Annotated in this window: 12 protein-coding genes and 1 pseudogene; 5 read left to right on the top strand and 8 right to left on the bottom strand. The window is 69.7% G+C overall.

The genetic code is table 11. The features are described 5' to 3' along the window. The first annotated feature begins 5 nt into the window (after nt 1-5). The 3 genes from I7X18_RS18770 to I7X18_RS18780 are packed head-to-tail and all read left to right on the top strand — an operon-like array spanning nt 6 to nt 3599. Nucleotides 6-785: a class I SAM-dependent methyltransferase gene (locus I7X18_RS18770; RefSeq protein WP_193043538.1), complete on the top strand. Its 780-nt coding sequence runs from the start codon at nt 6-8 to the stop codon at nt 783-785. Beyond that, complete coding sequence (locus tag I7X18_RS18775; protein WP_193043539.1) at nt 782-2350, top strand: 1,4-alpha-glucan branching protein domain-containing protein; 1569 nt, start codon at nt 782-784, stop codon at nt 2348-2350. The genes I7X18_RS18770 and I7X18_RS18775 overlap by 4 nt, the downstream gene beginning before the upstream one ends. A 10-nt stretch (nt 2351-2360) precedes the next feature. Then, nucleotides 2361-3599, top strand: a complete 1239-nt coding sequence (locus I7X18_RS18780; protein ID WP_193043540.1) for a glycosyltransferase family 4 protein — start codon at nt 2361-2363, stop codon at nt 3597-3599. 66 nt (nt 3600-3665) lie between these two features. On the opposite strand, the gene I7X18_RS18785 is transcribed toward I7X18_RS18780, so the two are convergent. Next, complete coding sequence (locus tag I7X18_RS18785) at nt 3666-4403, bottom strand: acyltransferase (RefSeq protein WP_193043541.1); 738 nt, start codon at nt 4401-4403, stop codon at nt 3666-3668. A gap of 77 nt (nt 4404-4480) precedes the next feature. Between I7X18_RS18785 and I7X18_RS18790 the strand changes: the two genes are divergently transcribed. Further along, complete coding sequence (locus I7X18_RS18790) at nt 4481-5764, top strand: BamB-related PQQ repeat family beta-propellar protein (RefSeq protein WP_193043542.1); 1284 nt, start codon at nt 4481-4483, stop codon at nt 5762-5764. Nucleotides 5765-5901: 137 nt separating this feature from the next. After that, nucleotides 5902-7443: an alanine/glycine:cation symporter family protein gene (locus I7X18_RS18795; protein ID WP_193043998.1), complete on the top strand. Its 1542-nt coding sequence runs from the start codon at nt 5902-5904 to the stop codon at nt 7441-7443. On the opposite strand, the gene I7X18_RS18800 is transcribed toward I7X18_RS18795, so the two are convergent. The 7 genes and pseudogenes from I7X18_RS18800 to yczE all read right to left on the bottom strand — a co-directional run bounded on the left by I7X18_RS18800 (nt 7440) and on the right by yczE (nt 13306). Then, nucleotides 7440-8138 carry an esterase gene (locus I7X18_RS18800; RefSeq protein WP_193043543.1) on the bottom strand — a complete coding sequence of 233 codons (699 nt, stop codon included), beginning with the start codon at nt 8136-8138 and terminating at the stop codon, nt 7440-7442. The genes I7X18_RS18795 and I7X18_RS18800 overlap by 4 nt on opposite strands. Nucleotides 8139-8160: 22 nt before the next feature. Further along, complete coding sequence (locus tag I7X18_RS18805; RefSeq protein WP_226862785.1) at nt 8161-9375, bottom strand: THUMP-like domain-containing protein; 1215 nt, start codon at nt 9373-9375, stop codon at nt 8161-8163. Beyond that, nucleotides 9333-10319, bottom strand: a complete 987-nt coding sequence (locus I7X18_RS18810) for a class I SAM-dependent methyltransferase (protein WP_193043545.1) — start codon at nt 10317-10319, stop codon at nt 9333-9335. The genes I7X18_RS18805 and I7X18_RS18810 overlap by 43 nt, the downstream gene beginning before the upstream one ends. A 10-nt stretch (nt 10320-10329) precedes the next feature. Next, nucleotides 10330-10980: an enoyl-CoA hydratase gene (locus I7X18_RS18815; protein WP_193043546.1), complete on the bottom strand. Its 651-nt coding sequence runs from the start codon at nt 10978-10980 to the stop codon at nt 10330-10332. Then, a complete protein-coding gene (locus I7X18_RS18820) occupies nt 10977-11804 on the bottom strand; it encodes an NUDIX hydrolase (RefSeq protein WP_193043547.1) in 828 nt (275 codons plus the stop codon). The genes I7X18_RS18815 and I7X18_RS18820 overlap by 4 nt, the downstream gene beginning before the upstream one ends. Further along, entirely contained in the window at nt 11801-12715 is a 915-nt protein-coding gene (locus I7X18_RS18825; protein ID WP_404822703.1) for an ABC transporter ATP-binding protein, read from the bottom strand. The genes I7X18_RS18820 and I7X18_RS18825 overlap by 4 nt, the downstream gene beginning before the upstream one ends. After that, nucleotides 12601-13306 (bottom strand): annotated as a pseudogene (gene yczE, locus I7X18_RS18830) (membrane protein YczE). Before yczE ends, I7X18_RS18825 begins: the two are co-directional and overlap by 115 nt. Nucleotides 13307-13311 lie beyond the last annotated feature (5 nt).

Raw genomic sequence — 13311 nt, forward strand, 5'->3', positions numbered from 1 at the left:
CTGCGATGAGCGCATTCGTGACCGGGCCGCGCGGAGGCGGCGACGAAACCCTCCCCCTCACCGGTGAGCGGACGATCCCCGGCCTGGCGGAGGAGAACTACTGGTTCCGCCGTCACGAAGTCGTCTACGCCCGCCTCGCCGAGCGGTGCGCCGGACGTGACGTGCTCGAGGCCGGCTGCGGTGAGGGTTACGGCGCCGATCTGATCGCCGGGGTCGCGCGACGGGTGATCGGGCTGGACTACGACGAGGCGACCGTCGCGCACGTGCGCGCTCGCTATCCCCGGGTCGAGATTCGCCACGGCAACCTCGCGGCGCTCCCCCTGCCCGACGCGTCCGTCGACGTGGTGGTCAACTTCCAGGTGATCGAACATCTGTGGGATCAGCCACAATTCGTCGGCGAATGCCGGCGGGTGCTCCGACCCGGCGGCCTGCTGTTGATGTCGACCCCCAACCGGATCACCTTCTCCCCCGGCCGCGACACCCCGGTCAACCCGTTCCACACGCGTGAACTCGACGCGGCCGAACTGACCGAGCTGCTGACCGACGCCGGCTTCGGCATGGAGGCGATGCTCGGCGTTTTCCACGGTCCGCGGCTGCGCGAACTGGACGCCAAGCACGGCGGTTCGATCATCGACGCGCAGATCGCCCGAGCCGTGGCCGACGCGCCATGGCCGCAGCCTCTGCTCGACGACGTCGCCGCCGTGCGGACCGACGACTTCGACCTGGTGGATGACCGTGATATCGACGACAGCCTCGACCTGGTCGCGATCGCGGTGCGGCCGTGAGTGACGACGCGCCTGCGGTACCGGGGCTGTTCACCCTCGTCCTGCACACGCACCTGCCGTGGCTGGCCCACCACGGCCGCTGGCCCGTCGGCGAGGAGTGGCTCTACCAGTCGTGGTCGGCGTCGTATCTGCCGCTGCTGCGGGTACTGCGCACGCTGGCCGCCGAAGGCCGCAGCCATCTGCTCACTCTCGGGATGACACCCGTCGTGACCGCCCAGCTCGACGACCCCTACTGCCTGACCGGTATGCACAGCTGGCTGGCGAACTGGCAGCTGCGCGCACTGGAGGCGGCGACGCTGCGCACCTCGTCCGACACCACCCCGGCCTGCACTCCAGAGGCGTTGCGGGCCTTCGGCGCGCGTGAGCTGCGGGAGGCCGAGCACGCGCTCGACGAGTTCGCCACGCTGTGGCGCCACGGCGGCAGCCCGCTGCTGCGCGAACTCGTCGACGCCCGCACCGTCGAATTGCTGGGCGGGCCGCTGGCACATCCCTTTCAGCCGCTGCTCAACCCGCGCCTGCGGGAGTTCGCGCTGCGCGAAGGGCTCGCCGACGCCCGGCAACGGTTCGCCCACACCCCACGCGGCATCTGGGCGCCCGAATGCGCGTACGCACCCGGTATGGAGGACGACTACGCCGCGGCTGGTGTCGGACACTTCATGGTCGACGGGCCGTCGCTGCACGGCGACACCGCGCTGGGCCGGCCCGTCGGCGACTCCGGTGTGGTGGCGTTCGGACGGGACCTGCAGGTCAGCTACCGGGTGTGGTCGCCGAAGTCCGGATACCCCGGCCACGCCGCCTACCGCGACTTCTACACCCACGACCACGTCACCGGATTGAAGCCGGCGCGCGTCACCGGCCGCAACGTGCCGTCTTCGGCCAAAGCGCCGTACGACCCGGACCGTGCCGATGCCGCCGTCGACGCCCACGTCGCCGACTTCGTGCAGGTCGTCCGGCGCCGGTTGATCGACGAGAGCGAGCGGATCGGCCGTCCGGCGCACGTGGTGGCCGCCTTCGACACCGAACTCTTCGGTCACTGGTGGTACGAGGGTCCGGAATGGCTTGCGCGCGTGCTGCGCGCGCTGCCCGAGGCCGGTGTGCGGGTCGGGACGCTCACCGACGCCGTGGACGACGGATTCGTCGGCGACCCAGTCGATCTGCCGCGGAGCTCCTGGGGCTCCGGCAAGGACTGGCAGGTGTGGGCCGGCGACCAGGTGGCCGACTTCGTCCAACTCAACGCCGAGGTCGTCGACACCGCGCTGAGCACCGTCGACAAGGCACTGACCCAGCATGCCTCGGTGGGCACACCGACACCGCGCGACACCGTCGCCGATCAGATCCTGCGCGAAACCCTGCTGACGGTGTCGAGCGACTGGCCGTTCATGGTGAGCAAGGACTCTGCCGCCGACTACGCCCGCTACCGCGCACATCTGCACGCGCACGCGACCCGCGAGATCGCCGACGCGCTGGGCGCCGGCCGCCGGGAACAGGCGCAGCGCCTCGCCGACGGCTGGAACCGGGCCGACAGCCTGTTCGGTGCCCTCGACGCCCGACGGCTGCCGCGGTGAATGTGACGTCGTGAGAATACTTCTCGTGTCGTGGGAGTACCCGCCGGTGGTGATCGGCGGGCTCGGCCGGCACGTGCACCACCTCGCCACGGCGCTCGCCGCGGCCGGTCACGACGTGGTGGTGCTGAGCCGTCGACCCACCAGCACCGATCCCAGCACGCACCCCACCACCGACGAATTCAGCGAGGGTGTGCGGGTGGTGGCCGCCGCCCACGACCCGCACGAGTTCGGGTTCGGCACCGACATGATGGCCTGGACCCTGGCCATGGGCCACGCCATGATCAGGGCCGGTCTGGCGATCAGGGACCACGGCCGGCCGTGGCGCCCCGACGTGGTGCACGCCCACGACTGGCTGGTCGCCCATCCGGCGATCACGCTGGCCGAATTTTTCGACGTGCCACTGGTGTCGACCATCCACGCCACCGAGGCCGGTAGACATTCAGGCTGGGTGTCCGGGCCGATCAGCCGCCAGGTGCATGCGGTCGAATCGTGGCTGGTGCGTGAATCCGACTCTCTCATCACATGTTCGGCGTCGATGCGCGACGAGCTCACCGCACTGTTCGGCCCCGGCCTGCCCGAGATCAGGGTCATCCGCAACGGAATCGAAGCGCAGCGTTGGCCGTTCGCGCGGCGCCGCACCCGCAGCGGGCCCGCCCATCTGCTCTACCTCGGCCGCCTCGAGTACGAGAAGGGTGTGCACGACGCGATCGCCGCACTGCCGCGGATCCGCCGCACCCATCCCGGCACCACGCTCACGATCGCCGGCGACGGGACGCAATTGGAGTTCCTGCTCGAGCAGACACGACAACACAAGGTGCGCAAGGCCGTGTCATTCGTCGGACGTCTGGACCACGACCGCCTCGTCGACATACTGCACACCGCGGACGCGGCGGTCCTGCCCAGCCACTACGAGCCGTTCGGCATCGTCGCCCTCGAGGCCGCCGCCACGGGCATTCCGCTGGTGACCTCCACGGCGGGCGGCCTCGGCGAAGCGGTGATCGACGGGCTGACCGGGGTGTCGTTCCCGCCGCGGGATGTCGCGGCGCTCGCCGCGGCGGTCCGCGTGGTGCTCGACGACCCTGCCGCCGCGCAGCAACGCGCTGTCGCGGCGCGCGACCGGCTCACCTCGGACTTCGACTGGAACACCGTCGCGGCCGAAACCTCTCAGGTGTACCTCGCCGCCAAACGCCGTGAACGCGAACCACATCCGCGGCTCCCGATCGTCGAGCGGGCGCTCCCCGATCGCTGAGTTTTGCGCGAGTGTGAGGTTGTGCAGGAGAAATCGGCCACATCGCATGCACAAGTTCCCGTTCGGCTAGCGCGAAGCCTTCTTGCGCTCGATGTCGGCCAGCGCCGCAGCGAGTTCGGCACGCTGGGCCGCCGACGTCTCCCACGCAAGCTTGCGATTCTTGACCACCTTCGCCGGCGCACCGACCGCGATCGAGAAGTCCGGGATCTCTCCCTTGACCACCGCGTGGGCGGCCAGCACACACCCGCGCCCAACGGTGGTGCCGCGCAGCACGGTGACTTTCGTCGCGACCCAGGTGTCCGGACCGATCCGCACCGGGCTCTTCACGATGCCCTGGTCCTTGATCGGCAACTCGATGCTGTCCATTCTGTGGTCGAAATCGCAGACGTAGCACCAGTCGGCCATCAGGACTGAGTCACCGAGTTCGATGTCGAGGTAGGTGTTGATGACGTTGTCGCGCCCCAGCACCACCTTGTCGCCGATGCGCAGTGAGCCCTCGTGGGCGCGGATCGTGTTCTTGTCGCCGATGTGCACCCAGCGCCCGATCTCCAGCTGCGCCAACTCCGGCGTCGCCTGGATCTCGACGTCCTTGCCGAGGAACACCATGCCCCGGGTGATCACGTGCGGGTTGGCGAGTTTGAACTTCAGCAGCCGCCAGTATCGGACCAGATACCAAGGGGTGAACGCGCGGTTGGCCAGCACCCATCTCACCGAATCGAGCGTCAGGAACCGGGCCTGGCGCGGGTCACGCAGTCGCGAGCCCCGCCAACGCTTGTGCAGCGGAGCGCCCCACATCGTCGTCATGGCCGCAAAGCCTACGCGAGCGTCCCGCACCGGCCGGGTTACCCTCACGTGGGCCAGAAAGCGACCGAAAGGACACCGTGTTCCGGCGATTCCTCGTGCTGGCGGTTTCAGCGCTGCTGGTGGGTGCGTCAGCCGGGTGCGGCGACACCTCCTCATGGGTCGAGCCGCGTGCCGGGTCGGGGTGGCCCGCTCAGTACGGTGACGCCGCCAACAGCAGCTTCTCCAGTGCCGACGGCCCGGACGCGTTGAGGCTGGAGTGGAGCAGGTCGGTCAAGGGTGACCTCGGCGCCGCGGTGGCGCTCGGCTCCACCGGCTACCTCGCCGCCAACGCCCAGAGTCCTGCCGGCTGCTCGCTGATGGTCTGGGAGTCCGACAACAACGCCCGTCAGCGCTGGTGCGCCCGCATCGGCCAGGGCGCGGCCGGGTCCAGCCCACTGCTCGACGGGTTCGACAACCTCTACGTCGGGCAGCCCGGGGCGATCCTGTCGTTCCCGACGACGCAGTGGTTCCGCTGGCGCCGCCTCGTGATCGGCGCGCCGACCACCCCGCGGATCATGACCGGCGGACAGCTGCTGGTGGTGACCCACCTCGGTCAGGTGCTGGTGTTCGATGCCCACCGCGGCACCGTGGAGGCCACGCCACTCGACCTGGTCACCGGCGTCGACCCGACCGACTCGCAACGAGGCCTCGCCGACTGCCCGCCCGCGCGGCCCGGATGCCCGGTGGCCGCGGCTCCGGCCTTCTCGGCGCCCGGCAACATCGTCGTGCTCAGCCTGTGGGAGCCCGGCGCCGACAAACCCATCCTGGTCGGACTGCGCTACCGGCCGGGCCAGACACCGCTGCTGTCCCGCGAATGGACCAGCGATGCAGTGGAGAGGGGGCCGCTGGCCAGTCCGGTGATCTCCGCGGACGGCTCGACGGTGTACGTCAACGGTCGCGACGAGCGCCTCTGGGCGCTCGACACCTCCGACGGCGCCGCCAAGTGGTCGATTCCGCTCGACTACCTGCCGCAGACGCCGCCCTCTGTCTCGCCGGAGGGCCTGGTCATCGCGGGCGGCGGCCCCGGGGCCACGCTGACGGCGATCCGCGACGACGGCGACCGGGGCGAGGTGGTGTGGACACGTGCGGACGTCGGTCCGCTGACGACGTCGAGTCGCGCCGGGCACCTGGGCTACACCGTCATCGAGGCGCCGGAGCGAGGCCAGGACCTGCTGGTGTTCGACACCGGCGACGGCCGCACCGTCAACAGCTATCCCCTGCCCGAGGCGACGGGGTGGCCGGTCGGGGTGTCGCTCGGACACGACGGCCGCGTGGTCGCCGCCACCAGCGACGGACAGGTGTACGGCTTCGCGCCGGAATAATTACGGGCCTGAGCAATTGCTCACGTCACCTTACATCGTCGTGACGCTGATATAACAGAAATTCTCCGGTGCGCGTGACATCATGCCTCCTGGCCGCCGTCGGGCGGCTCGACCCGATTTTGGTAGGAGTACGCGAATTGTCCGAGTTCCTCGACACCGTCAACGGGTATGTGTGGAGCAACGCCCTGGTCTACCTGTGTCTGGGGGCCGGGGTCTACTTCTCGATCCGGTCGCGGTTCGTCCAGGTACGCCAGGTGCCGGAGATGCTGCGGCTGTTGGTCAGGGGCGAGAAGTCGCCCGCCGGGGTGTCGTCATTCCAGGCGCTGACCATGTCGCTGGCGGGCCGCGTCGGCACCGGGAACATCGCCGGTGTGGCGACCGCGATCGCGTTCGGCGGTCCCGGCGCCCTGTTCTGGATGTGGGCGGTGGCGTTCCTCGGCGCCTCGACCTCGTTCGTCGAATGCACGCTCGGCCAGATCTACAAGACCCGGGACCCGTTGACCGGCGAGTACCGCGGCGGACCCGCCTACTATCTGAGCCGCGCGCTCTCCCATACCGCGGCGGCGGGGGCATTCAAGGTGTACGGCGCGATCTTCGCCGCGGTCACCGTACTTGCGTGCGGCCTGTTACTGCCGAGCGTGCAGTCGAACTCGATGGCGTCGGCGATGACCTCGGCGTGGGGCTGGTCGAAGTGGTGGGTCGCGGTCGGCACGGTCATCGTGCTGGCGTTCGTCATCATCGGTGGCGTGAAGCGGATCGCGGCGTTCGCCTCGATCGTGGTCCCGTTCATGGCGGTGGTGTACATCGTGGTCGCGATGATCATCGTGCTGCTCAATGCCGGTGAGGTCCCGGAGATCGTGCGGTTGATCTTCGCCAGCGCGTTCGGGCTCGATTCGGCCTTCGGCGCGATCATCGGCTCGGCGGTGATGTGGGGTGTCAAGCGCGGCATCTACTCCAACGAGGCCGGCCAGGGCACCGGTCCGCACGCTGCGGCGGCGGCGGAGGTGTCCCACCCGGCCAAACAGGGCCTGGTGCAGGCATTCGCGGTGTACGTCGACACGTTGTTCGTCTGCTCGGCGACCGGGTTCCTGATCCTGTCCACCGGCGCCTACCGGGTCTTCGAAGGCGAGAGCGAGTCAGGAGCAGTCCTGGCCGAAGGCGGGGCGCTGCCCGCAGATGCCGAGGTGGGACCGGCGTTCGCCCAGGTCGGTTTCGACACGCTGTGGAGCGGCGCGGGTGCTTCGTTCGTCGCGATCTCGTTGGCGTTCTTCTGTTTCACCACCCTGGTCGCCTACTACTACATGGCCGAGACGAACCTGCGGTTCCTCCTCGGCAGGGCGTCGACCGTGGAGATCCCGTTCATTCGGGGCACGGTCGGTGCCAGCGCCACCATGTTGCTTCAGGCACTGATCCTGGTGTCGGTCGTGATCGGCGCGGTCTCGACGGCCACCGAGGCCTGGGTGCTCGGCGACATCGGTGTCGGCCTGATGGCGTGGCTCAACATCGTCGGCATCATCATCCTCCAGCAACCCGCGTACAAGGCGCTGTGGGACTACGAGAAGCAGAAGAAGGCCGGCCTGGACCCGGTTTTCGATCCGGTCACACTGCAGATCCCCAACGCCCGTTTCTGGGAGTCGTACGAACCGACGGGCAGGAACCGGGAGTCGTCCCAGGTCTAGATCGCCAGGATGGGCGCGAGCACCGCGCGCGGCACCGTCGCCTGCGTGGCGCCCGCGGCCTCCGGCAGCAGTTCCCCCTGCCCGAAGAAGAAGATCACCGCGTCGTCGGTGACGGCGAAGTTCTGGTATCGCTGCGGATCGAGTCCGTCACCGGCCAGCACGGGCTGGTCGACACCGGTCTTGTCCTGCAGGTCGCGCTGCACCGCGGGGAACACCAGGTCCATCGGGCGGGTGCCCGGCCGGAACAGGGTGTCGAACGTGATCGGCGCACGCGTCCCGAGGTCGTAGGTGAACGCCTTGAACCACGTCTGCGGGTGCGCGCCGCCGACGTTCTGATACACCTCCAACACCAGGCTCTGCGTACCCCGGGGGGCCAACCCGGAGTGATACGCGGTGCCCTTGGCGTCGAGCACGTACGGCAATCCGCGCGAGCCCGGCATCTCCGAGACGTTGACGAACCCGTCGCGGGTCTGCGTGAGGTACGCCGACACCGCCTGCTCGTCGGGATAGCCGGCGGGGAAACTGAAGTCGACGGTGTACCTCGGTGTCGAGGAGTGCACCTGACAGGACTGCTCGGCGTTGAGAGCGCCACCGAGGTCGGCGCACGCGGTCTGCGCCGACGCCACCCCCGTGCCTGCCCAACCGGACAGCACAGTGGCGGTCAGCAGCGCCGCGACGGAAAGTGCTCGTGTCATCCCCGTCAGCGTACGTGGCGGGTCAACGTGACGGCCGACATATGAACGCTGTTGCCCGGCTTGCGGTCCCGCTCCCCAGCCGGGTGATGACGACCGACAGGGCGGTACTCCCGCGGGGTTTGAGCCTGCGGCGCAGTGCGTCGGGGTCGACATCGACACCGCGGACGAGGATTTCGACCGCCCCGGCATCGTGGGCCGCGAGGGCCTGACGTAACCGCTTCTCCTGGTAGGCGACCTGTTCGAGCACCTCGAAACCGCGCACCCCTTCGGGCAGACGATCACCGGAGAGGTAGGCGATCTCGGGGTCGAGTTGCCACAGCCCGTACCGGGTCGCGTAGTGGCGGACCAGCCCGGCCCGCACGACCGCGCCGTCGGGGTCGACGATCCAGCGGCCCGCCGGCGCCACCGCACAGTCGTCGGGATCGGCGTCGGTGATGTCTTCGTCACGGTCGAGGACACTCGCCCTGCGCGTCACACCCGCCGGGGCCAGCCCCGCTGACCACAGGCATGCCTCGCGCACGCTGCCCGCATGGGAGGTGATCTCGATTTCACCGGTGAAGCCGAGACGACGCACGGCGCCGAAATCGATTCCGGGCGCGCACTTGACGACGAGGTGCCGGCCCGCATAGGTGTCGAGCACGGCGTCCAGCGGCGGGGTGTACGCCCGCGGATCGAATGTGCGTCTGCCGCCGCGTCTTCGGGCCGGGTCGAGCAGGACCACCGTGTCACGGGTCACCGGCGCGAGGGCGTCGGCGCGCAGGAGGGGCACACCGTTACCATCCGTATCGAGGTTGTGGCGGGCCATCGCCAGCCGCACCGGATCGAGGTCGCTGCCCACCACGTATTCGGCCCGATCGGCAAGTGCGGCAAGCTCGGTGCCGATCGAGCACGTCGCGTCGTGCACCCGGGCGCCGGACAGCCGCCGCGCCCGGTGCGCAGTGACGGCGCCGGCGGTGGCCTGCTGCAGGGCCTCGTCGGTGAACAGCCAGCCGGCGGTACCCGGCAGCTTGTCCACCGCCTTGCGGCGCAGCCGCACCGTCTCGACGAGGATGCCCGCATGTTCGGCGAAACGGGTTCGCGCAGAGGCGATGTCGGCAACCAGGCTGGCCGGGGTCAGCGGCAGTGCCGCAACCTCGTCCAGCGCCAGGCGGCCCTCGTCGCCGTGCAGGTAGGCGACGGACTCGAGGTCGAACTCTAGGACGGCTTGACCCCGGTGATCATCACGTTGTAGAACCAGCCCTTCGGCACGACGTGCCGCCACACGTTGGAGTCCACCCAGGACAGGGTGGTCCAACTGCCGAACGCGAATTTCGCCCAATTCCAGCCCAGCTTGCCCGGCGGCACCGTGGATTCGAACGTGCGGACCGGCCAGCCGAGCATGGCCGCGGTGAACTCTTCGCTGGCGGTCTGCACCTCGACGGCGCCGGCATTGGCCGCCATCCGCTCCAGATCGGCCGGGTCGAAGGTGTGCAGGTCGACGATCCACTCGAGCGCCGCGGCGCGCGAGTTCTCGTCGAGCTCGGACTGGGGGCGCCGCCAGCTCTCCAGCCCGGGCAGCTTCATGGCGCGCACCGTGGCTTTCCAGGTGAGGTCGGCGAGCTTGCGGGCGTACGCGTTGCCGACGGTGGTCGGCTCGCCCGCGAACACGAAACGGCCGCCGGGCTTGAGCACGCGCACCACCTCGCGCAACGACAGTTCGACATCCGGGATGTGGTGCAGCACCGCGTGGCCGACCACCAGGTCGAAGGTGTCGTCCTCATACGGGATGCCCTCAGCATCGGCGACGCGGCCGTCGATGTCCAAGCCGAGCGACTGGCCGTTACGGGTCGCCACCCGGACCATGCCCGGCGACAGGTCGGTGACCGATCCGCGCCGCGCCACCCCGGCCTGGATCAGGTTCAGCAGGAAGAACCCGGTGCCGCAGCCCAACTCGAGCGCCCGGTCGTAGGGCAGCTCCCGCTGCACGGCGTCGGGGACGATCGCATCGAACCGGCCCCGCGCGTACTCGATGCAGCGCTGGTCGTAGGAGATCGACCACTTGTCGTCGTAGGACTCGGCCTCCCAGTCGTGATAGAGCACCTGGGCGAGCTTCGAATCGTGGCGGGCGGCCTCGACCTGTTCGGCGGTCGCGTGCGGGTTCGACGCGGGCAGATCGGTGGACGTGTGGTCGATACTCGTCATGGCTGGCAGCCTAACCGGCGAAGGCGGCCTTGGCGGCAGCCAGCACCCGCGGTGGGTAATCCCTGAATCTCCTCGCCCAGGCCACAGCGGCGTCGTAGACGCCGTCGGGGGCCGTCAACTCGTCGAGCAGGCCCAGCGCGCGGGCCTGCTCGGCCCCGACGAAGCGGCCCGAGAACACCAGGTCCTTGGCCTGGCTCAGCCCGATCGCCCGCGCCAGTCGCGCGGTGGCGTCCGGGCCCGGCGCGAGGCCGGCCAGGATCTCGGTCGCCCCGACCTTGGCGTTGTCACCGCTGATGCGCCAGTCGGCGGCCAGGGCGAGTGTCAGGCCGGCGCCCAGGGCGTAGCCGGTCACCGCGGCGACGGTCGGTTTCGGGATCGCCGCCACCGCGGCGACGGCCCCGCGGGCCACCTCGGCGGCGACCGCGCCCTCCTGCGCGTTCAACGTGCGCAGCGCGGGGACGTCGTCACCGGCGGAGAAGATTTCGTGACCGCCGAACAGGATGACCGCGGTGATATCGTCACGCCCAGCGATTTCCGTTGCGGCCGTGGTCAATTCGCGATACACCTGGCGGGTCAGCGCATTGGTCGGCGGACGCGAGAGCAGCAGGGTGGCGATCCCCGGCTGCTCGTCGCTGCAATGGACGCCGACGAACTCTTTCATGGCGCCCGGTGGTTGCGGGCCGCGTTGTACCGGCCGCTGTCGAAGAACTCGATCTCCCAGTTGCCGTCGTGCACGGCAAGCGTGGGCTGTACCGGCTCGATGCGGCGTTCGACGGCGAGCACCTCCTCCACCGTCCGGCCCGCCAACGCATCGAGCTGGGTCCACGTCGGTGGCAGCAGGAAGGACCGGCCGTCGGCGAAGTCCCGCAGGGCTTCCTCGGGGGCGATCCAGCCGGCCTGGTCGGTTTCGGTGTTCTCGCCGTCGGCGCGCTGACCGGCGGGAAGCGCGCCGACGAAGAAGTACGTGTCGTAGCGGCGGGTGCGCTCCTCCTCGGGGGTCACCCAGTTCGCCCACGGCCGCAGCAGGTCGGCCCGCAGCACCAGGTTCTCGGTGCGCAGGAAGTCCGCGAACGACAGCGACCCGTTGGCCAGCGCCAGGCGCGACTCGCGGTACACCGACGCGTCGTCGACCAGCACATCCGGGTCGTCGGCGGCGCCGGCGAACAGCACGCCGCACTCCTCGAACGTCTCACGGGCGGCCGCACACACCAGCGCCTCGGCCAGGCTCTCGTCGACCCCGAGCCGGTCGGCCCACCACCGCGGCCCCGGACCGGCCCACGCGATGTCCGCCTTGCGATCGCGGTCGTCGACGCCGCCACCGGGGAACACCATCACCCCAGCGACGAACTCCATCCCGGCGTGGCGCCGCATCAGGAACACTTCAAGATCTTCTGGGATGCCGCGGGCGGACCGGATCAGCATGACGGTGGCGGCCGGCCGCGCTACGAGCGGTTCCCGCGTCGGCTTCTCCGCGGATTCGGTCATGTGCGTCTCCTGTGGGCGGCACGGGTGCGGGCGCGACGGGCGAAGTAGCGGCCGTCGATCACGTCCAGCGCGATCTGCTGGCCGAAGGCCTTCGACAGGTTCTCGGCGGTCAGCACGTCGGACAGCAGGCCGGCGTCGACGATCTTGCCCTCCGAGAGGATCAGGCAGTGACTGAAGCCCGGCGGAATCTCTTCGACGTGATGGGTGACCAGCACGATCGCGGGGGCATCGGGATCGGCGGCGAGGTCGGCAAGGCGCGCGACGAGTTCCTCGCGCCCACCCAGGTCGAGACCGGCGGCCGGTTCGTCGAGCAGGAGCAGTTCGGGATCGGTCATCAGCGAACGCGCGATCATCACCCGTTTGCGCTCACCTTCGGAGAGGGTGTCGTAGACCCGTTCAGCCAGGTGTTCGGCGCCCACGCTCTCGAGCATGTCGACGGCCTGCCCGTAGTCGACGTCGTCGTAGCGCTCCCGCCACCGGCCGAGCACGGCGTACCCGGCCGACACGACCAGGTCGCGCACCACCTCCCCGGGTGGGATCCGTTGCGCCAGCGCCGAACTGGAGAGTCCGACGCGAGAGCGCAACTCGGCCATGTCGGTGCGGCCGAGCCGCTCACCCAACACGTAGGCAGTGCCGGACGACGGATGTTCCATCGCGGCGGCCATGCGCAGCAGCGACGTCTTTCCCGCGCCGTTGGGTCCGATCACCACCCAGCGCTCGTCGAGTTCGACCGCCCACGTGAGCGGGCCGACCAGCGTCCGGCCGCCGCGGCGCAAGCTGACCTTCGCGAAGTCGATCAGCAGGTCTTCGTCGACGGCACTGCCGGTCTGACCGTCGGCTGCGTCTTCTCCGGGCACCCGACCATCGTGCCGTACTCGGCGGCCTCCGCAACCTGCGGGGCACCCCGGCAATTCGGGCGTGCGCAGTCGCGCTCAGCGCGGCTGTGTGCACCGAAACCGCGGCGTGCACCGAAACCGCGGCGTTCACCGAAATCACCCAGCCACATGAACAGTTGCACCAGCGGACCGATCCCGAAGGCGTAGACCACCGTGCCGACCCCGACCGTCCCGCCCAGCAGCCATCCCACGGCGAGCACGGTCGCCTCGATCCCGGTGCGCACCAGCCGCACCGACCGGCCGGTTCTCGCCACCAGTCCCGTCATCAACCCGTCCCGGGGCCCGGGCCCGAGTCCGGCGCCGATGTAGAGCACGGTGGCCAGCGCGTTGAGCACCACGGCGGCGAGCATCCAGGCCACCTGCGCCATCAGTGTCGACGCGTCGGGCAACACGGCCAGGCACGCGTCGACGGTCACCGCGATCACCACGACGTTGGCCACCGTCCCCACCCCGGGCCCGGTTGCGCAGCGGAATCCACGCCAGCAGCACCGCCACGCCGACCACCGCCGTGGCGGTCCCGATGGTCATGCCCGTGCGCCGCGCCAGGCCCTGGTGGAACACGTCCCACGGGTCGAGACCAAGTCCCGCGCGGACCATGAGCGCCATGGAAA

Origin of the sequence: Mycolicibacterium baixiangningiae (assembly GCF_016313185.1) — a bacterium.
Taxonomy (GTDB): domain Bacteria; phylum Actinomycetota; class Actinomycetes; order Mycobacteriales; family Mycobacteriaceae; genus Mycobacterium; species Mycobacterium baixiangningiae.

Coding starts and splice junctions, on each gene's coding strand:
- I7X18_RS18770 (WP_193043538.1), top strand. CDS start 6: ATGAGCGCATTCGTGACCGGGCCGCGCGGAGGCGGCGACGAAACCCTC.
- I7X18_RS18785 (WP_193043541.1), bottom strand. CDS start 4,403: ATGACGACGATGTGGGGCGCTCCGCTGCACAAGCGTTGGCGGGGCTCG.
- I7X18_RS18800 (WP_193043543.1), bottom strand. CDS start 8,138: ATGACACGAGCACTTTCCGTCGCGGCGCTGCTGACCGCCACTGTGCTG.
- I7X18_RS18810 (WP_193043545.1), bottom strand. CDS start 10,319: ATGACGAGTATCGACCACACGTCCACCGATCTGCCCGCGTCGAACCCG.
- I7X18_RS18815 (WP_193043546.1), bottom strand. CDS start 10,980: ATGAAAGAGTTCGTCGGCGTCCATTGCAGCGACGAGCAGCCGGGGATC.
- I7X18_RS18820 (WP_193043547.1), bottom strand. CDS start 11,804: ATGACCGAATCCGCGGAGAAGCCGACGCGGGAACCGCTCGTAGCGCGG.